Origin of the sequence: Roseibium sp. (assembly GCF_965233565.1) — a bacterium.
Taxonomy (GTDB): domain Bacteria; phylum Pseudomonadota; class Alphaproteobacteria; order Rhizobiales; family Stappiaceae; genus Roseibium.
In genome coordinates this window covers 3,524,638-3,541,308 of the sequence record NZ_OZ247494.1, presented here as the reverse complement: position 1 = coordinate 3,541,308, position 16,671 = coordinate 3,524,638, and the positions used below count along the sequence as shown (strand labels likewise).

At 57.8% G+C, this 16,671-nt stretch carries 17 protein-coding genes; 10 read left to right on the top strand and 7 right to left on the bottom strand.

All coding sequences use genetic code 11. The features are described 5' to 3' along the window. Window positions 1-5: 5 nt before the first annotated feature. Genes ACO6TG_RS16355 through ACO6TG_RS16340 form a run of 4 tightly spaced genes read right to left on the bottom strand, consistent with a single transcriptional unit; the run spans window position 6 to window position 3,921 of the window. A complete protein-coding gene (locus ACO6TG_RS16355; protein WP_422374169.1) occupies window positions 6-992 on the bottom strand; it encodes an NAD(P)H-dependent flavin oxidoreductase in 987 nt (328 codons plus the stop codon). Then, a complete protein-coding gene (locus tag ACO6TG_RS16350; protein ID WP_422378896.1) occupies window positions 992-1,432 on the bottom strand; it encodes a MaoC family dehydratase in 441 nt (146 codons plus the stop codon). The genes ACO6TG_RS16355 and ACO6TG_RS16350 overlap by 1 nt, the downstream gene beginning before the upstream one ends. Before the next feature lie 51 nt (window positions 1,433-1,483). Then, entirely contained in the window at window positions 1,484-2,302 is an 819-nt protein-coding gene (locus ACO6TG_RS16345; protein WP_422374168.1) for an SDR family NAD(P)-dependent oxidoreductase, read from the bottom strand. Next, window positions 2,299-3,921, bottom strand: coding sequence for a long-chain fatty acid--CoA ligase (locus ACO6TG_RS16340; protein ID WP_422374167.1), 1,623 nt, complete (start codon window positions 3,919-3,921; stop codon window positions 2,299-2,301). The genes ACO6TG_RS16345 and ACO6TG_RS16340 overlap by 4 nt, the downstream gene beginning before the upstream one ends. A gap of 203 nt (window positions 3,922-4,124) precedes the next feature. Here ACO6TG_RS16340 and ACO6TG_RS16335 point away from each other — a divergent pair, with 203 nt between their 5' ends. Further along, entirely contained in the window at window positions 4,125-5,072 is a 948-nt protein-coding gene (locus ACO6TG_RS16335; protein ID WP_422374166.1) for a glycosyltransferase family 2 protein, read from the top strand. Then, complete coding sequence (locus ACO6TG_RS16330) at window positions 5,062-6,132, top strand: glycosyltransferase (RefSeq protein WP_422374165.1); 1,071 nt, start codon at window positions 5,062-5,064, stop codon at window positions 6,130-6,132. Before ACO6TG_RS16335 ends, ACO6TG_RS16330 begins: the two co-directional genes overlap by 11 nt. 15 nt (window positions 6,133-6,147) lie before the next feature. Here the strand turns inward: ACO6TG_RS16330 and ACO6TG_RS16325 are convergent, their stop codons facing one another. Beyond that, window positions 6,148-7,266: a glycosyltransferase family 2 protein gene (locus ACO6TG_RS16325; protein WP_422374164.1), complete on the bottom strand. Its 1,119-nt coding sequence runs from the start codon at window positions 7,264-7,266 to the stop codon at window positions 6,148-6,150. A 207-nt stretch (window positions 7,267-7,473) separates the two neighbouring features. Between ACO6TG_RS16325 and ACO6TG_RS16320 the strand changes: the two genes are divergently transcribed. After that, on the top strand, window positions 7,474-8,343 hold the full coding sequence (locus tag ACO6TG_RS16320) for a glycosyltransferase family 2 protein (protein WP_422374163.1): 870 nt from the start codon (window positions 7,474-7,476) through the stop codon (window positions 8,341-8,343). Between the two features lie 11 nt (window positions 8,344-8,354). Here ACO6TG_RS16320 and ACO6TG_RS16315 read toward each other — a convergent pair whose 3' ends face one another. Next, on the bottom strand, window positions 8,355-9,200 hold the full coding sequence (locus ACO6TG_RS16315; protein WP_422374162.1) for a sulfotransferase family 2 domain-containing protein: 846 nt from the start codon (window positions 9,198-9,200) through the stop codon (window positions 8,355-8,357). Window positions 9,201-9,557: 357 nt separating this feature from the next. On the opposite strand from ACO6TG_RS16315, the gene rfbF reads away from it, so the two are divergent. The 7 genes from rfbF to ACO6TG_RS16280 all read left to right on the top strand — a co-directional run bounded on the left by rfbF (window position 9,558) and on the right by ACO6TG_RS16280 (window position 15,738). After that, window positions 9,558-10,322 (top strand): glucose-1-phosphate cytidylyltransferase, encoded by a 765-nt coding sequence (rfbF, locus tag ACO6TG_RS16310; protein ID WP_422374161.1) that lies wholly within the window; start codon window positions 9,558-9,560, stop codon window positions 10,320-10,322. 6 nt (window positions 10,323-10,328) lie between these two features. Next, a complete protein-coding gene (gene rfbG / locus ACO6TG_RS16305; protein WP_422374160.1) occupies window positions 10,329-11,375 on the top strand; it encodes a CDP-glucose 4,6-dehydratase in 1,047 nt (348 codons plus the stop codon). After that, window positions 11,372-11,917, top strand: a complete 546-nt coding sequence (gene rfbC / locus ACO6TG_RS16300) for a dTDP-4-dehydrorhamnose 3,5-epimerase (protein ID WP_422374159.1) — start codon at window positions 11,372-11,374, stop codon at window positions 11,915-11,917. Before rfbG ends, rfbC begins: the two co-directional genes overlap by 4 nt. After that, window positions 11,914-13,143, top strand: coding sequence for a class I SAM-dependent methyltransferase (locus ACO6TG_RS16295; RefSeq protein ID WP_422374158.1), 1,230 nt, complete (start codon window positions 11,914-11,916; stop codon window positions 13,141-13,143). The genes rfbC and ACO6TG_RS16295 overlap by 4 nt, the downstream gene beginning before the upstream one ends. After that, on the top strand, window positions 13,140-14,246 hold the full coding sequence (locus tag ACO6TG_RS16290) for a DegT/DnrJ/EryC1/StrS family aminotransferase (RefSeq protein ID WP_422374157.1): 1,107 nt from the start codon (window positions 13,140-13,142) through the stop codon (window positions 14,244-14,246). Before ACO6TG_RS16295 ends, ACO6TG_RS16290 begins: the two co-directional genes overlap by 4 nt. Continuing rightward, window positions 14,234-14,902: an acetyltransferase gene (locus tag ACO6TG_RS16285; protein WP_422374156.1), complete on the top strand. Its 669-nt coding sequence runs from the start codon at window positions 14,234-14,236 to the stop codon at window positions 14,900-14,902. The genes ACO6TG_RS16290 and ACO6TG_RS16285 overlap by 13 nt, the downstream gene beginning before the upstream one ends. A gap of 107 nt (window positions 14,903-15,009) precedes the next feature. Then, a complete protein-coding gene (locus ACO6TG_RS16280; protein ID WP_422378895.1) occupies window positions 15,010-15,738 on the top strand; it encodes a cephalosporin hydroxylase family protein in 729 nt (242 codons plus the stop codon). Between the two features lie 13 nt (window positions 15,739-15,751). Here the strand turns inward: ACO6TG_RS16280 and yegS are convergent, their stop codons facing one another. Beyond that, on the bottom strand, window positions 15,752-16,660 hold the full coding sequence (gene yegS, locus ACO6TG_RS16275; protein WP_422374155.1) for a lipid kinase YegS: 909 nt from the start codon (window positions 16,658-16,660) through the stop codon (window positions 15,752-15,754). Window positions 16,661-16,671 lie beyond the last annotated feature (11 nt).

The window sequence follows — 16,671 nt, the reverse complement described above, 5'->3', positions numbered from 1 at the left end:
TCCCCCTAGCAGATGTCGTCGCGCAGGCGCTTTATGGCGGTGCGGTATTCCGTTTCCAGGCGATCGACCACATGGGCCGCCGGGCCAACGGATTTGATCGCACCAATGCCCTGGCCGGCTCCCCAGATCTCGCGCCAGGCCTTGGGCTTCGGGCTGTCGTCGGGCATGACGCTGACATCCCAGTCCGCTGGCAGATCATTGGGATCCAGCCCAACCTTGGCAATCGAGCCTTTCAGGTAGTTGGCCGGGTGCCCCGTAAAGAGCGACGAGGTCAGTACATCTTCCGCGCCACCGGCCACCATCATGTCCTTGTAGGCGCGATCCGCATTCGCCTCTTCGGTGGCCACGAAGGGCGAACCGACATAACCGAAATCGGCACCGAGCACCCGCGCGGCCAGCAGCGCTTCGCCGGTGGAGACTGCCCCGCCGAGAAGCAGGGGCCCGTCGAACCATTCGCGGATCTCGCGCACCAGGGCAAAGGGTGATTGCGGGCCACCATGACCGCCGGCACCTGCCGCGACCGCAATCAGCCCGTCGGCGCCTTTTTCGACCGCTTTCCTGGCATAGGTGTTGTTGATGACATCATGCAGCGCGATGCCGCCGCAGGCATGAGCGGCCTCGTTCACCTCCACCCGGGCGCCCATGGAGGTGATCCAGATCGGCACCCTCCAGCGCGCACAGATCTCGATGTCGCGTTCCAGGCGCTCGTTGGAACGATGCACGATCTGGTTGACCGCAAAGGGCGCGGCCGGGCTGTCGGGATTCGCCTGGTTGTGCCGGTCGAGCGCTTCGGTGATCTGCTGCAGCCAGGCTTCCAGCAAGACCGGACCACCTGGCTCGTCCCGGGCGTTGAGCGCCGGAAAGCTGCCGATGATACCGGCTTTGCACTGGGCAATCACGAGATCCGGACAGGAGACGATGAAAAGCGGGGCGGCGACCGCCGGCAGTCTCAGACCCTGCAGCGCCTTCGGCAATGGGCGTGCCTTGAGCATCAGGTTTGCTCCCCTTCGTTCAGATAAAAACGGTTCAGCCAGTCGGCAGCGAGCGCGGGCCGCTTGCCACCGTCGATCTCGATGGTCGAGGCCCAGGTGATGTCGACCTCCTTCGGTCCGGGTTGCGACAGGGCCGCCAGCGTGAACCGGCCACGTACCCTGTCCCCGGCCTTGACCGGCGCCAGGAAGCGCACCTTGTCGAAACCGTAATTGATGCCCATTTCAGCCCCGGCAATTTTCGGCTGCGCCTCCAGTGCCAGTGCCGACAGCAGCGACAGGGTCAGAAACCCGTGCGCAATGGTGCCGCCAAAAGGCGTTTGTGCGGCCCGGACCGGGTCAACATGGATAAACTGGTGATCACCGGTGACGTCGGCAAAGGCGTCGATCCGGGCCTGGTCCACCAGAACCCAGGACGACACACCGACCTCGGTGCCAATCATCGCTTTCAACGTGTCGAAGGTGACCGGTCCGGGCGAAGCCTCAACAGACACTCAGTAAGCCTCCTGGAAAAGATCCGGCCCGGTCTCGACATTGATGCCGCCGCTGATCGGCAGGATCGCGCCCGTGACATAGGCACCGCCATAGCCGCACAGGAACTGCATTGCAGCGGCAATGTCCTCCGGCCTGCCGACCCGTCCGAGCGGCACCTGGGCGCCGACACGAGAGCGGATATCCTCATCCGCCGTTGCAAAGGCGGTCATGTTGCTGACGAAGGGTCCAGGCGCCAGCGCGTTCACCGTGATCCGCTTTTCGGCCAGCTCCTTGGCGAGGATCCGGGTCAGGTGATGGACTGCCGCCTTGGAAGCGGCATAACTGTAGGCGCGGTCGCCATGGGCGGTTTCGCCCATCACCGAGCCGACATTGACCACCCGTGCCGGGTCGTCATCACTGGCAGCCGCTTCCAGACGCGGCAGAAGGGATTGGGTCAGCTGGAACAGGCCGGTGACGTTGACGCGCATGACCCGCTCCCAGGCATGATAGGGAAAGGACCCCAGCGGCATGCCCCAGCTGGTGCCGGCGTTGTTCATCAGGATGGCGAGCTTTTCCGTGCGTCGGCCTACCTCCTCGGCAAGCGCAGCCACACCCTCTTCAGTGGAAACGTCGCCGGCAAAGCCGTCAGCCTTGCCGGGGAACCCTAAGCCATTGAGCTCCTCTGCTGCCGCCTTGCAAGCGTCCGCCTTCCGGCTGGCGATCAGGACATGGGCACCCGCCGCGATGAGCCCCTCAGCAGCCATGCGGCCGACACCGGTGGCGCCGCCTGTCACAAGAGCGGTTTTACCGGCAAGACCGAACAGTTTTTCCGGCGTCATTCGGCGCCCTCCGAATAACTTTTTCTGAGCGTGAGTTTCGAGACCTTGCCGGTTGCCGTCAGCGGCAGGGCATCCACGAAGACAACGTCATCCGGTACCTGCCACTTGGCAACGCGCTCGGCCAGAAGCCCAAGGAGCTCTTCCTTCTGCGGCTGGGCATCGTCCCGTGCCTGTACGATCAGCAGCGGACGCTCGTCCCATTTTTCGTCGGGCACCGCGATCACGGCGCACGCTGCGACGCCCGGATGCGACATGACGATGTTTTCCAGATCGAGTGAGCTGATCCATTCGCCGCCCGACTTGATCAGATCCTTCGACCTGTCGGTGATCGTCAAGAACCCGTCGGCGCTGATGGTGGCGATGTCGCCGGTACAGAACCAGCCCTCGGCATCAAACACCGGTTTTGAAGCGTCTTCGTCCTCGAAATAGCCTGCGGTGATCGCATTGCCGCGCACATAAAGATGCCCCGGGGTCTTGCCATCGTGAGGCAGACGCTGACCTGCGTCATTCACCACTTTCATGTCGACACCGAAGACACGGCGCCCCTGGGACTGCTTGCGGTCGACACGGTCCTCAAACGGCAAATCCGCCATATCGGGGGGCAGATTGCACTGGGTTCCGAGCGGGCTCATTTCCGTCATGCCCCAGGCGTGGCAGACATTGACCCCTTCCTTTTCGAAACCTTCGATAAGGGAACGGGAGGCCGCTGAACCGCCGACGACAATGTCGCCAAACCCCTCCGGCAAGCGGCCACGCTGCCGAATTTCATTCATCAACCCCATCCAGACCGTCGGCACGCCCCAGGCGGAAAAAACCTTCTCCCGGTCCATCAGGTCGAACAGGCTGGCGCCGTCCAGCGCGCCACCCGGGAAGATCAGGCTCGATCCGGACAGCGGTGCGGCATAGGGCAAACCCCAGGCATTGACATGAAACAGCGGCACCACCGGCAGGATGCGGGAGCCTTCCTGAAGAACCTTCGGAATGGTGACACACAGGCTGTAGGCATGGAGCACCGTGGAGCGGTGCGAATAGAGCGTGCCCTTGGGATTGCCCGTCGTGCCGGACGTGTAACACAGCCCGGCGGCGGTCTCCTCGGGAAAGTCTGGCCAGTCCATCTCTTCGGATTGGCCTTCGAGGATCTCCTCATAACAAAGAGCGCCTTCAAGTGTCGTTTCGGGCATGTGCGCCCGGTCGGTCATGATGACGACCCGAAGACCCGCTGGAAAATGCGGTCTCAATTTTTCCAGGATTGGAACGAAGGTGACGTCGGTGAAGAGGAGCCGGTCCTGGGCGTGATTGACGATGTAGATCATCTGCTCCGCTGACAGGCGCGGATTGATCGTATGGCAGACGGCCCCGATCCCGGAGATGGCGTAATAAAGCTCAAAATGGCGGTAGCCGTTCCAGGCAAGGGTCGCGATGCGATCTCCTTCCTGAACGCCGAGCCGCCGCAGTCCGTGAGCGAGCTGGGCGATCCGTCCGGCTGTTTCCCGGTAGGTCGCCCGGTGGACATCGCCTTCGGTGCGGACAGAAACGAGTTCGCTTGTGGGATAGGTGTCGCGCGCAAACGTGATGAGGTCCGCGATTTTCAGCGGACGGTGCATCATCAATCCCTTCATGTGGTTCCTCCCAGAACACGGCCGTTGTTACGGTCCTTTTTGAGGGTCGAACCAAAAACCTAACGCGCGCGTCACACGCTGGAAAGGTCAATCTGCTCAATCTGTTCGTGCGGGTTGTCCCTGGAGAGGCAGGAAACCCTTTGACAGCGGCGGGCTCTTGCGCCAAACCCTGCCCAGCCGAATGGAAGGATTGAGATCCCCGCATGACCCAGAAACTGGTCATCGCCGTCTGCACCGCGCAGCGGCCGAAGATGCTGCAGGCTTGCCTGGAAAGCCTCGACAACCTGATCGAACCCGACAATATGGAAATGTCGATCGTGGTTGTGGAAAATGATCCGGAGCCGCATTTCACCGGCGAAGCGGCTGCAGCCGTCAAGGATCGCCTGTCCCTGCCCGTCTTCTTCCATCACGAAAAGCGCCGCGGCATTCCCTTTGCCCGCAACACCGCCCTGGAAGCCGCCCTTGAACACAGGCCGGACTGGATCGCGCTGATCGACGACGATGAACGTGCTGAACCCGACTGGATCGAAAAACTTATTTCGGCCTGCCGCGACCACAAGGCCGAGGTCGGCAATGGTCCCGTGCGCCGGATCTACGAAAAACCGGCACCGCATTGGTGGAAGTCGCAGCTGCTCAAACCCCGCCCGACGGGAACGGTGATCACCGAAGCGCCGACCAACAATGTGATCCTGAGCGGCCGGATCGTCGCAAGGGACGGCCTTGGCATGCGCTTCGACGAACGGCTGACCTTCGGCAGCGAAGACATCGACTTCTTCCGCCGCACCCATGCAGCAGGCGCCAAAATGATCTGGGTCGATGATGCCATTGTCGAGGAAGACATCCCGGCGACGCGCGTGACCACAGGCCGCTTGCTCAGCCGCATGCACATGGCGGCAACCTCCGGCGCCTTCAACATCGTGTTGCGTGAGGGCCGGCTCAAGGCAGCGCTGCATTTCATTCCCAAGAGCTTCCGGCGCATGTTTTTCGGCGCGCTGGCAACGATCATCGGCTTTGTGCTGAAGCCATTCGCCCGCAAACGCGGCGAGAAACTCTACTATTACGGCCTGATCCGCCTGATGAAAGGTTCCGGCAACCTGCGCGGCCTGATGGGACGCGCCCATAATTACTACGACGTGATCGATGGCAACTGATCAGCCGATGCAGCTGAAAAAGCTGGCGCATATTCACCTGGGCGTGGATGGCGGCGCGGAGAAGTTCTTCGTGCGCCTTGCCGGCGCGCTCGCCCGCAAGGGCGTGGACCAGATCGCCTTCATCCGTCCGGACCGGCCCTGGCGGGACGAATTGGCCAAACACTGCGACGTGCGGGAGTTGCGCTTCAGCCGGTCCCACCTGAAACGCCATTTCGTGCGCTGGGGTATTTCCCGGGAGATCCGCAAATTCGGCGCCACCGCGACCATGGGCTGGATGAGCCCGGCCAGCAAGTGGCTGCCGGCACCGGGACCGGAGATGCGCACGTTCCTGCGTCTCGGCGACTGGCCGGACGGGTTTCACACATATGGCAATGTTCAGGACCTGATCGGCAACACCCCGGACATCATCCACCAGGCCGTCGAAATGGGCTGGCCCGAAGCCCGGGCCCATGTCATCAGCAATTTCGTCGATCCGCTTCCCACAGATCTGACCCCGGTCAACCGGGCCGATTTCGACACCCCGGAAGACGCCACCGTGCTGATCCATCTGGGACGCTTTGTCAGGCGCAAGCGCTTCGACCTGGCCGTTCAGGCGGTGGCAGGGCTGCCGGACAACGTTCACGCCTGGCTCATCGGCGACGGAGAGCTCTTGGAAGAGACCAAGGCCCTCGCCCGGTCGCTCGGTGTTTCAGACCGGGTCCACTTTCTCGGCTGGCAGCGCGATCCTTCGCCGTTCCTGAAAGCGGCCGACATCCTGCTCTGTCCCACAGACGAAGAACCGCTCGGCAACATCGTGCTGGAAGGCTGGAACGCAGACCTGCCCGTGGTGGCAGCAGCCTCACCGGGCCCGAGCTGGCTCATCGATGACGGTGTCAACGGATTGCTGTCGCCATGTGGGGATGTGGATGCGTTGACTGCTTCGATCTCCCGGATCCTTGCAAGTCCGGACCTGAAGCAGGCTCTGGTGCAAGGTGGTACGGCAAAACTGGCGGACCAATATTCTGAGGCCGGCGTCGTGAAAGCCTATGATGGCCTTCTCTCAAGCCCGACAGCGCGTTAGGGCCCTGGCAGAGACTTAAGATTTGGCGTTCCTGCGCCAGGTTTTCAGCAGCTGGCTTTCGCGCATCAGGCCACAGGCCAGCAAGGACCGGTCCCCTTCAAATCGCTGGCTTTCCTCAAAGGACAATCCCTGCGCCTGAAGCGTTTCGAGTTGCTTGTGGTAGTCCAGGTAGTGGCCCGAATTGTCCGTGTGCTGTTTTCGCTCCAGCGCCTCGGCAACCTTCAATGCGTAGTCGTTCAGGTATTTGAAATGCAACAGGGCCGCCCAGTCGGGTGCCAGTTCAAGATTCTGGCGCACATTGTGAACGCTGCCGGAAAACTTCAGCCCCTTTTTCCATTTGAGGAACTGGACCTTGCTCTGAACCGCGGCAGGATCCGGCAGTGAATTCTTGATCAGCTTGAGAACCAGCCGGTCCAGCTTGCGCCGAAAGCCGGTTGCCGGCGCCTTTGAGCGAATGGAGAAGAAGAGGCGAATGATCAGGTTGTCCAGCGCGGTCCTGCTGCGCTTGGCTTCGGTGTGAAAGATGCGTTCACGCGTCCCGCCGAAGACATGGCGCACCGGCGTCTCGAACCTCTTGCCATGACTGCCCTTCAGCGGATTGAAGCGATATCCGTTCGGATCAAAATTGGGACAAGCCTCGATCAGGTCATCCCCTGAAGCATAGTTCATTTCCGAAAGGCCCCCTTCGGCATACATGTCCACCATGGTCGTGAACAGAGCCTCGAACCCGTGTCCCTGGAGATACTCGACCAGTTCCGGCACACTCAGGTCCGGCCACCCGGGATAGACCAGCAGCTCGTCCGCATCCGGAAACAGAACCCAATGTCCTGCAAGATACGTGTCGGCGATGAGCTCTCGTCCCGTCGACTTGTAGCTTTTGAAAGGCTTCTGCGTGGATATCAGGACCACATCCGCCTGGGCTTTCAGATAGTCCGCGGTGCCATCCACCGAGGCGTTGTCGACAAAAATGAATTTTTCAATCCCAATGTTTCGATAGTGTTTCAAAAACGCCGGAAGCCGCAGCATCTCGTTGTAGACCAGGACCACGACGACGACCTGACCTGGCTCGACCTGGACGGCGGGAGGGGCGGACAAGCCAAACGTGGACAAAAAATCGGCTTCACCTGTCGTCATTACTAGACCTTGAGTGCACTTTCGTTGATGAGGTTCGTTTTGGCGGAACGCCCCGGTTCGGCGCTCTTATATCACTCGACTTTTCGGGACAATAGCGTCTAAAAGGACGCTGAATTCTGAACCGGCAGAAACGTGGGCGGGCCGCAAGACGTCAGGACAATGCGCGGCAGAGCAGTTCGTTTCCTCCAAATATCTCAAGGTGTCCCTGTGCAAAAAGCAAAAGTTGCCGTGGTTTTTCCGATCTACAACGGTGCGAAGACCATGAGGGAAAGCCTGGACTGCATCGCCAGACAGGACCTTGCCGATTTCAAGGCCATCATCGTCGACAACAAGTCCACGGATGAGACCAACCAGATCGCACAGGACTATTGCGCGAAAGACAGCCGTTTTGAATTGCTCAGCAACGAAAAGCATCTGTCCGCCGTCGAGAATTTTCTGCATTGCATGGATATCGGAAAGACCAGAGCGGAGTATTTTTGCCTTCGCGCCTGTGACGATTTCTCCAGCGAGAATTTCCTTTCCGCGCTGACCGCCGCTCTGGACGCCCATCCCGAAAAACTGCTCGCGGGACCGACCGTTCGCCGTGTGAACGGCGAAAGCAGCAGGTTGCTGCACCCTGATCCGATCATCTTCGAGTATTCAAAGAGCCTGTCTGACGGCGTGGTCCCGAGAAGCTTGGCATTTCCTGCAGAGTGGTGTTACGGACTGTTTCGCTCTGAAGGTGGCGCGGACATCATGATTCAGAGGTGGAACGAGTATCCGTTTGCCTGGTGCGTTGCTTCCTACGCCGTTGCCGAACTGGTCATGCGGGACAAGGCGGTCTGGGCCGAAGACGCCGAATATATCTTCATTGAAGGGTCCGGTTCATTCGAAAAATACGGCGCCAAGAGCTTGTACAACAAGTTCCGCCAGAGATTCAGCTATACCTATGGCTGCTACAAGGTCGTCAAAAAGATCCCCGGCGTTTCGCGCTCAACCAGAATCAAGCTGTTTCGCAGGCTCTGGCGGGATTCCCGCGTCAAGACGCGTTACGACCTGGAAGATCATATCTTGCGGCGGCTCAGAATTCGCAAATGACCGCAGGTTCCTCAGACTGCTTCCGCGCCAAATAGCGTGTTTCTTGTCGCCATCCTGTCAAAATCAAATCCGAAGGTGGCAACATCCGCTTCGTACCAGTCTGCGACAACCTGGATTGTTCTGTCGGTGTAAAAGTCCTTGTAATTCATTCTCGGACCCTTGGTGACATTTACTTTTTCGAGCTCGTCCCTGAGATCGAAAAACCTCTTCACGTCCTCTGACAGAACTTCCTGGCGCAATATGTTCGGAATGATGTCACCATCGTCAGTCCGCAAATAATCCACTTGCTGGTGCCAGCCTCTGACTGCCCTGTGCCAGGCGAAATCCATGTCGCCCCAGGTATGACGTTCCTCCAGAAACGCCTCGAAGCCGGCCTTGTTGCAAGTCTCCTCGAAGTCCCAATTCCGTGTCTGAATGGCAAACATGAAGCGCGAAAAAACACGAGACCACGGGTTTCTGACGATCGCGAACGGAATGTGCGACCGAAGAACCCAGGTGTTGATATCCTTCAGTCGTGCATGTTCAAATCCAGGGTGGGCTCTGGCTTCCGACATGGTCTTTCGCAGCATGTCGGCATATTTTTTCGATTTCAGGCGATGACGGTTCGCAATTGTAATCCTGCCTTCCAACTGCGCCGCGTGGCGAATGGACATGCCGCCGTTCTTGGGAATGTGGACAAAGAGGTATTTCTTCGGGCGTATCCCGACGAGTTGAGGGAAATACTTCAAGCAATTGCGTAGGTCGTATTCATCCATGCTTATTCGAACGCCAACTTGAACCCTGTTTTGCCTGATACGCTCAACGACGCCGTTCCAATGCCGGCGCAAGGTATCAAGACCAATTTCTGGGTCACCCACATATCTTCCGCTTTTGACCCAGGCAACAATTTGTTCTGCCCAAACGCCGCGCCAACCGGTCGAATTACCTCATTGCAGCCCACTTTCGCACGCCCCTGACCGACCCCGTTCACTGGACCTTTTTAAGACGGCTTCCGGGGATGTTTCTCCGGCTCGGGCAGCAGATCCAAATTGAATTCTGTTTGCAGACTGGTCGGCCTTTGCTAGATAGACGCCGAAACAACAAGACATGGCGACAAACGTGTTCCGGGAAACGGCGCCTCAATCGCTATAACAGCTTGATGCAATCGTTTCTGTTCAAGGAAGCCGGCAGCCGCCACTCAGATCCGATCCCGTCGAGCCATTCAGGTGTGTAGTATGAAAGCAGTCATTCTGGCAGGCGGGCTCGGGACCCGGATCAGCGAAGAGTCCCACCTGAAACCCAAGCCGATGATCGAGATCGGCGGCCGGCCCATTCTCTGGCACATCATGAAGATTTATGCCGCCAACGGGATCACCGAATTTGTCATTTGCTGCGGCTACAAGGGCTATGTGATCAAGGAATATTTCGCCAACTATTTCCTGCACATGTCCGACGTCACCTTCCACATGGACGAAAACAGGATGGAAGTGCACCGCCAGCAGGCCGAGCCCTGGAAAGTGACCCTTGTGGATACAGGCGAGGCCACCATGACGGGCGGTCGCATCAAGCGCGTGGCTGACTATATCGACGACACCTTCTGTCTGACCTATGGCGACGGGGTTGCCAATGTGCGGATCGAAGAACTGGTGAAACAGCACAGGGCCAGCGGGCTGGAAGCCACTGTCACGGCCATTCAGCCACCAGGACGGTACGGTGCGCTGGCAATCGAGGATGGTCAGGTAACCCGCTTCCTTGAAAAGCCCCAGGGCGACGGCCAGTGGATCAACGGCGGCTATTTTGTATGTGAACCATCCGTCCTTTCACGCATTGATGGAGACGACATGCCCTGGGAATCCGACCCGCTGGAAAGCCTGGCCAGGGACGGCCAGCTTGGCGTTTACCAGCATGACGGCTTCTGGGCAGCCATGGATACACTCAGGGACAAGAACCAGCTGGAGAAACTCTGGCAGTCTGGCACCGCACCCTGGAAGATCTGGTAGGGCGCAATGGGGTTCTGGCATGGCAAAAGGGTCCTGATCACGGGCCACACAGGTTTCAAGGGCTCATGGCTCAGCGAGTTGCTGATGGCCCGTGGCGCAGAGATTTTCGGCATTGCTCTGCCGCCAGAGGGCGATCGAAACCTCTTCCAGCAATTAAAGCTCGATCAGCGCATGCAAGGTGCCTTTGTCGACATCCGGGATGCCGCGGCACTCGCCGCTGAAATCAGATCCTTTGCCCCGGAAATCGTTCTTCATCTTGCTGCCCAGCCGCTTGTGCGCCGGTCTTATCGCGATCCGGTCGGTAACTGGTCAACCAATGTCATGGGCACCGTGCATCTGCTCGACGCCCTGCGGCAGCTGGACAGGCCCGTCACGGCCGTGGTCGTAACCACCGACAAGGTCTATGAGAACAACGAATGGGACTATGCCTATCGCGAGACTGATCCTCTGGGGGGTCACGATCCCTATTCCGCGTCAAAGGCAGCCTGCGAGCTGGTCTCCGCCAGCTGGCGCAGGTCTTTTGGTGGTAATCACCTGAAGATCGCAACAGCGCGCGCCGGTAACGTCATCGGTGGTGGCGACTGGGCGGAGGATCGCCTGGTACCGGACATCATCCGTGCACTCAGAGACGGCAAGACCATCGAGATTCGCAACCCGGCCTCTATCCGCCCCTGGCAACACGTTCTGGATCCCCTTGAAGGCTATCTGACTCTTGCCAAGAAAGTTGATCGGGCTACAGATGGCGCTTTCCAGTCAGGGTATAATTTCGGGCCGGACCCGGCCGATATTCATGCTGTTGGAAGCCTGGCCGATGCTATTGTCCGCCATTGGCCCGGAAACTGGATCGATGCATCCGACCCTGACGCGGTGCACGAGGCAGGACGCCTCAGTTTGTCCATCGACAGGGCCCGTAGCGAGCTTGACTGGGCCCCGGTCTGGCGGTTCGAGGACACGATCGAAAAGACAGTCCACTGGTATCACCAGGTTGAAATTGGCGCCGACCCGATTGAAATGACGCAAACTCAGATCGCAGCCTTCGAGGCCGCCAAATGATCTTCACGCCACTTTCGCTCAACGGCGCCTATCTTATCGACCTGGAACGCCGCGGCGATCATCGCGGATCTTTCGCGCGTCTGTTCTGCCAGGAAGAGTTCCGCCAGCACGGGCTCACGGACATCTGGTCGCAGTGCAACGTCTCCCACAGCGTGCAAAAAGGAACGCTTCGCGGCATGCACTTTCAACGACCACCCAAGGCCGATGCCAAGCTGGTCAAGTGCATGGCCGGGTCCGTCTTCGACGTGATCGTCGATCTGCGTGAGAACTCCGAAACCTACGGACAATGGGTTTCGGTCACGCTGACAGCAGATGGCGGTGGGATGATCTATGTCCCGCAAGGATTCGCTCACGGTTTCCAGACCCTGTCGGAGAATGCGCAGCTGCTTTATTTTCACTCCGACAGCTACAGCCCGGAACATGAGGGCGGTTTCCATCACGCCGATCCCGCAGTCGGCATAGCCTGGCCGCTGGAAATCGCGAGCCTGTCCGACCGCGACAACAACATGCCGCCCCTTGCCAAGCTAGAGCCGATTTCATGATTCAGACCTGCCGCCATTGCGGAGCCGAACTGTCCCGGCAATTCCTAGATCTCGGCTATGCCCCGCCATCCAACGCCTATCTTGTGGCCGAGGATCTGACCGCACCCGAGATCACCTACCCGCTGCGCCTCATGGTCTGCGACGGCTGTTTCCTGGTTCAGACACAGGATTACACGGCGGCCGACAGCCTGTTCGACAAGGATTACGCCTATTTTTCATCCACATCAAAAGGATGGCTTGCGCACGCGTCCACCTATACGGAGATGATCCGGCAGCGGCTTGGCCTGACGCAAGAAAGTTTTGTCGTCGAAGTGGCGTCGAATGACGGCTACCTCCTGAGGAACTTTGTCGAGGCCGGCATTCCCTGTCTGGGTGTTGAACCGACGGCTTCCACCGCGGCAGCGGCTGAAGCGCTTGGCGTGCCGGTCCTGCAGGAATTCTACAGCGAAACCCTGGCCAAAAAACTTGCCGGGAGCGGACAGTCTGCCGATCTGATCATCGGCAACAATGTCTATGCGCATGTGCCCGACATCAATGATTTCACGCGCGGGCTTGCGAAGCTGCTAAAGCCGGAAGGCGTGGTCACGCTGGAATTTCCGCATCTGATGCGCCTGGTCGAATTCTGCCAGTTCGACACGGTCTATCACGAACATTTTTCCTATCTGTCTCTCGGAACCGTAAAACGCATTTTTGAAATTGCCGGCCTCAGGGTCTTCGATGTCGAAGAACTGCCGACCCATGGCGGCAGCCTTCGGATCTATGGGTCTCGGGTGGACAGCAGTCACACGGAGCAGGCATCCGTCGCTACTCTGCTTGCCGAGGAAAAAAGCCGCGGCATGGAAACGCCGGAATTTTATGCCGATTTCCAGCGACGCGCCGAAGACATCAAGAACCAGTTTCTGAGATTTCTTCTGGACGCCAGGCGGGATGGAAAAACAGTTGCCGGCTATGGGGCCGCTGCAAAGGGCAACACGCTGTTGAATTTCGCCGGTGTGGGGCCTGATCTTCTGCCCTTCGTCTGCGATGCGGCCAAGGCCAAGCAGGACAAGTTGCTTCCCGGGAGCCATATTCCCGTATTGCCACCGGTAGTTCTTGGCGACAACAGGCCGGATTACCTGATCATTCTGCCCTGGAACATCGCCGAGGAAGTCCGCAAGCAGAATGCATCGCTCGCTGCTGACGGTACACAGTTCGTGACGTTTGTTCCGGAGATGTCGATCTCATGAATTCCAGAATTGCTTACACCAAGCCATCCATAACTGACTTGGAAGTTGGATATGCAACTGATGCCGCTCAAAATGGTTGGGGGGAACAGTGCTATGACTATATTCACAAATTCGAGACTGCCTTTGCGCAACATCTCGGCGTTTCTCACGCGATATCGACCTCAAGTTGTACTGGTGCAATCCACATGGGATTAGCAGCCTTGGGTGTAGGTCCCGGCGACGAAATTATTCTTGCCGATACGAACTGGATCGCATCTGTCGCGCCAATAGTCCATCTTGGAGCGACACCAGTATTCGTTGACATTGATCCCATAAGCTGGTGCCTAGATCCGGAACGAGTAGAAGAAGCAATAACGCCAAACACAAAAGCGATTCTTGCCGTGCATCTTTACGGAAATCTCTGTGAAATGGATCGCCTTGGGCAGATTGCCGCTTCAAACGATTTAATGTTAATTGAAGATGCGGCCGAAGCCATCGGCAGTCAGTATAAGGGCCTGCACGCAGGCTCTATTGGGATTTTCGGGTCATTTTCATTTCACGGAACGAAGACGCTTACAACGGGCGAAGGCGGCATGTTTGTAACTTCCGACCCCAACCTATATGAAAAGGTCCTGACGCTCTCCAATCACGGTCGTGCGCGAGTCCAAAACAAGCAGTTTTGGCCTGATGAGCTTGGCTTTAAATATAAGATGTCTAACATTCAAGCGGCAATCGGATTGGGTCAGCTTGAGCGCATTGACGTTTTAGTCGAACGTAAAAGAGAAATTCTTGCCATCTACCGATCGCTTCTCAAAGGGCAACATCAACTCGCTTTGAACCCGGAACCTGAACATGTAGTCAATGGCGCTTGGATGCCAAACGTCGTGTTCGATCGAGAGGTCAAGGTTACGCGGGAAACCTTACTGGACGCCTTCGCAAGCGAGAACATTGATGCAAGAGTCTTTTTTCATCCGCTATCCTCGCTGCCAATGTTTTCGCCAATCCCTTCTAATGAAAATGCATGGGACATCCCAAATAGGGCCATAAACTTACCTAGTTTTCATGACCTTACCGCGGCAGAAATGGAACGTGTCGTAAAAGTCCTAATCTCATGCCAGCGCTAGACCAACTTCAAAAAAACGCGGTCATTTGGGGCTCGAAGGGACACGCAAAAGTACTTTGCGAACTGCTTCAGTTGACCGGCTATGAACCGATCGCGTTGTTCGACAATGATACGGCGGCGCAGCCTGCGCTTTCAAACCTGCCGCTGCACTATGGAAGAAATGGTTTTGAAACCTTCCTACACAAACGTCCTGGCGGTAGTCTTTACGGATTTGTCGCAATCGGAGGCGGTCATGGGCGCATCCGAACGGAGATTCTCAAATTATTCAATCAACATGGGATCCGAACACCAGCCGTAGTTCACCCAGACGCGACGGTCTCCACAACTGCCCAGATCGGTGCTGGGAGCCAGGTATTCGCGCAGGCTGTAGTCGCCAGTGAAGCCTGTATCGGATATGGCTGTATTCTCAATCACGGAGCAATCGTCGATCACGAAACGAGAATTGGAGACGGAGTTCATCTCGCTCCCTCAGCCACCCTGTGTGGCGAAATCGTTGTAGAAGATTACTGCTTCATTGCGACAGGCGCTACGGTTTTGCCTCGTATACTGATTGGTACTGGCGCCACGGTCGCCGCGGGCGCCGTCGTGACAAAGAACGTGTCAGAAGGCACGACAGTTGTTGGTATACCAGCGTCTCCAAAAGATCCGGGCACTTGAAGCCCCATCCAACGCTTGTCATGCGATTACATACAAGATAAGGGAAAAGTCACGTGGATGAGAATTACCTCAAGTTCAAATCGGAATGCCAACAAGAGATCAAGGGCATGGGCGAGAATTCCGAACTCATCCTTTGCTCGTTGGATTGGCTAAAAAAAGCAAATTTTGCTAAATACTCCTACCATTTCGAATGGCTAGGTCGGCCAATCATACAATATCCGCAGGACATGGTCGCCTTTCAAGAGGTTGTCTGGGATGTCAAACCTGATCTCATCATCGAAACAGGGATTGCACATGGTGGATCGCTGATCCTGAGCGCTTCTTTACTTGCCATGCTTGACTATTGCGATGCGGTGGAAACCGGCGGTGTGGTCGACCCAAAAAACCCAAAGCGGCGCGTGCTGGGTGTCGACATCGATATTCGAGAACATAACCGGGCAGCAATCGAAGCGCATCCGATGTCGTCCCGCATCGACATGATTCAGGGTTCCTCAATTGATTCCGCCATCATATCGCAGGTGCACGAAGCAGCCCAAAAACATGAGAAGATTCTCGTCTGTCTTGACAGCAACCACACGCATGATCACGTCCTGGCAGAACTGAATGCTTATGCGTCCCTTGCGAGCAAAGGCAGCTACTGCGTTGTCTTCGACACAGTTATCGAAGATCTGCCAGCAGAAATGTTCCCCGATCGGCCTTGGGGTCCAGGAGACAATGCCAAAACGGCAGTCCACGAGTTCCTGAAATCAAATCCGCAGTTTGAGATAGACAAGACAATCGACCATAAACTTCAGATTTCCGTTGCCCCCGACGGCTGGTTGAAACGCATCTGCTGACGGTTTTCAAGCCTCACCGCTTCATGTCGATCTGATGCTGGCGGATGCCGATCTGCCAGGAGGTTCCGGTTATCGGCTCGCCGTCCAGATTGAACTGCACCTGGTCCGCCGTCTCGATGGTCAGATTGCGGACCTTGCGCTGGATGATGTGGTCGTTGAGACCATCAACCCCGCTCTCCAGCAACGTCGACAGCAGATCGATCGCCTTGCCCTTTTCGGGAGAGGGAACGATGGTCAGATCGAGGAAACCGTCGTCGAGCTTGGCCCGCGGGCAAAGCCTGATGCCGCCGCCGGCCCGTCGGCCATTGCCGACGGCGAGGGCCAGGAACTGCCCCTGCCAGGAAAACCCTTCTGCCTCCACGCGTGCTTCACAGGCCGCGAGTTCCGAAAACCGGTGCAGGCCTGTGAACAGATAGGCGGCGCCCCCCAGAACCTTCTTCAGGTTGGGATCGGTCTGGGCGGTGACCTGGGTGCCGAAGCCACCGGTCGCCATATTGACGAAAATGCAGCCATTGACCTCACCGACATCCATCGGCTTGGCCGTCGCCCTTGCGGCGAAGCGAAGGCAGCCCGGAATGTCATTCGGATCCAGACGAATGTGCCGGGCAAAATCGTTGGCGGTACCGAGCGGCAGGACGGCGAAAGAAAAGGGAGGCCGGTCTCCTGCGGGCACGTGCTGAAGTACCGCGTCAACCACTTCATGCAAGGTCCCGTCGCCGCCGGCACTGACCAGCGTGTCGATCCGGAACTCCGCCTGGTCGGCCAGGGCTTCGGCGACAATTCGGCCAACATCTCCGGCTTCGTAGGTTACCCGGACAGAGACGTCATGTCCCATGCCGCGAACCGCATCGACCGCAGCACGGACATCTCTTCTGGAGGCGGATTTGCCATTCAGGATCAGGCGCAGATGCTGCTTTTCCAAAGTCGTGTCCT

Excerpts from the sequence above, each read along its gene's own strand:
- ACO6TG_RS16355 (WP_422374169.1), bottom strand. The coding sequence starts at position 992 with ATGCTCAAGGCACGCCCATTGCCGAAGGCGCTGCAGGGTCTGAGACTG.
- ACO6TG_RS16350 (WP_422378896.1), bottom strand. The coding sequence starts at position 1,432 with ATGATTGGCACCGAGGTCGGTGTGTCGTCCTGGGTTCTGGTGGACCAG.
- ACO6TG_RS16345 (WP_422374168.1), bottom strand. The coding sequence starts at position 2,302 with ATGACGCCGGAAAAACTGTTCGGTCTTGCCGGTAAAACCGCTCTTGTG.
- ACO6TG_RS16340 (WP_422374167.1), bottom strand. The coding sequence starts at position 3,921 with ATGAAGGGATTGATGATGCACCGTCCGCTGAAAATCGCGGACCTCATC.
- ACO6TG_RS16335 (WP_422374166.1), top strand. The coding sequence starts at position 4,125 with ATGACCCAGAAACTGGTCATCGCCGTCTGCACCGCGCAGCGGCCGAAG.
- ACO6TG_RS16330 (WP_422374165.1), top strand. The coding sequence starts at position 5,062 with ATGGCAACTGATCAGCCGATGCAGCTGAAAAAGCTGGCGCATATTCAC.
- ACO6TG_RS16325 (WP_422374164.1), bottom strand. The coding sequence starts at position 7,266 with ATGACGACAGGTGAAGCCGATTTTTTGTCCACGTTTGGCTTGTCCGCC.
- rfbF (WP_422374161.1), top strand. The coding sequence starts at position 9,558 with ATGAAAGCAGTCATTCTGGCAGGCGGGCTCGGGACCCGGATCAGCGAA.
- rfbG (WP_422374160.1), top strand. The coding sequence starts at position 10,329 with ATGGGGTTCTGGCATGGCAAAAGGGTCCTGATCACGGGCCACACAGGT.
- rfbC (WP_422374159.1), top strand. The coding sequence starts at position 11,372 with ATGATCTTCACGCCACTTTCGCTCAACGGCGCCTATCTTATCGACCTG.
- ACO6TG_RS16295 (WP_422374158.1), top strand. The coding sequence starts at position 11,914 with ATGATTCAGACCTGCCGCCATTGCGGAGCCGAACTGTCCCGGCAATTC.
- ACO6TG_RS16290 (WP_422374157.1), top strand. The coding sequence starts at position 13,140 with ATGAATTCCAGAATTGCTTACACCAAGCCATCCATAACTGACTTGGAA.
- ACO6TG_RS16285 (WP_422374156.1), top strand. The coding sequence starts at position 14,234 with ATGCCAGCGCTAGACCAACTTCAAAAAAACGCGGTCATTTGGGGCTCG.
- ACO6TG_RS16280 (WP_422378895.1), top strand. The coding sequence starts at position 15,010 with ATGGGCGAGAATTCCGAACTCATCCTTTGCTCGTTGGATTGGCTAAAA.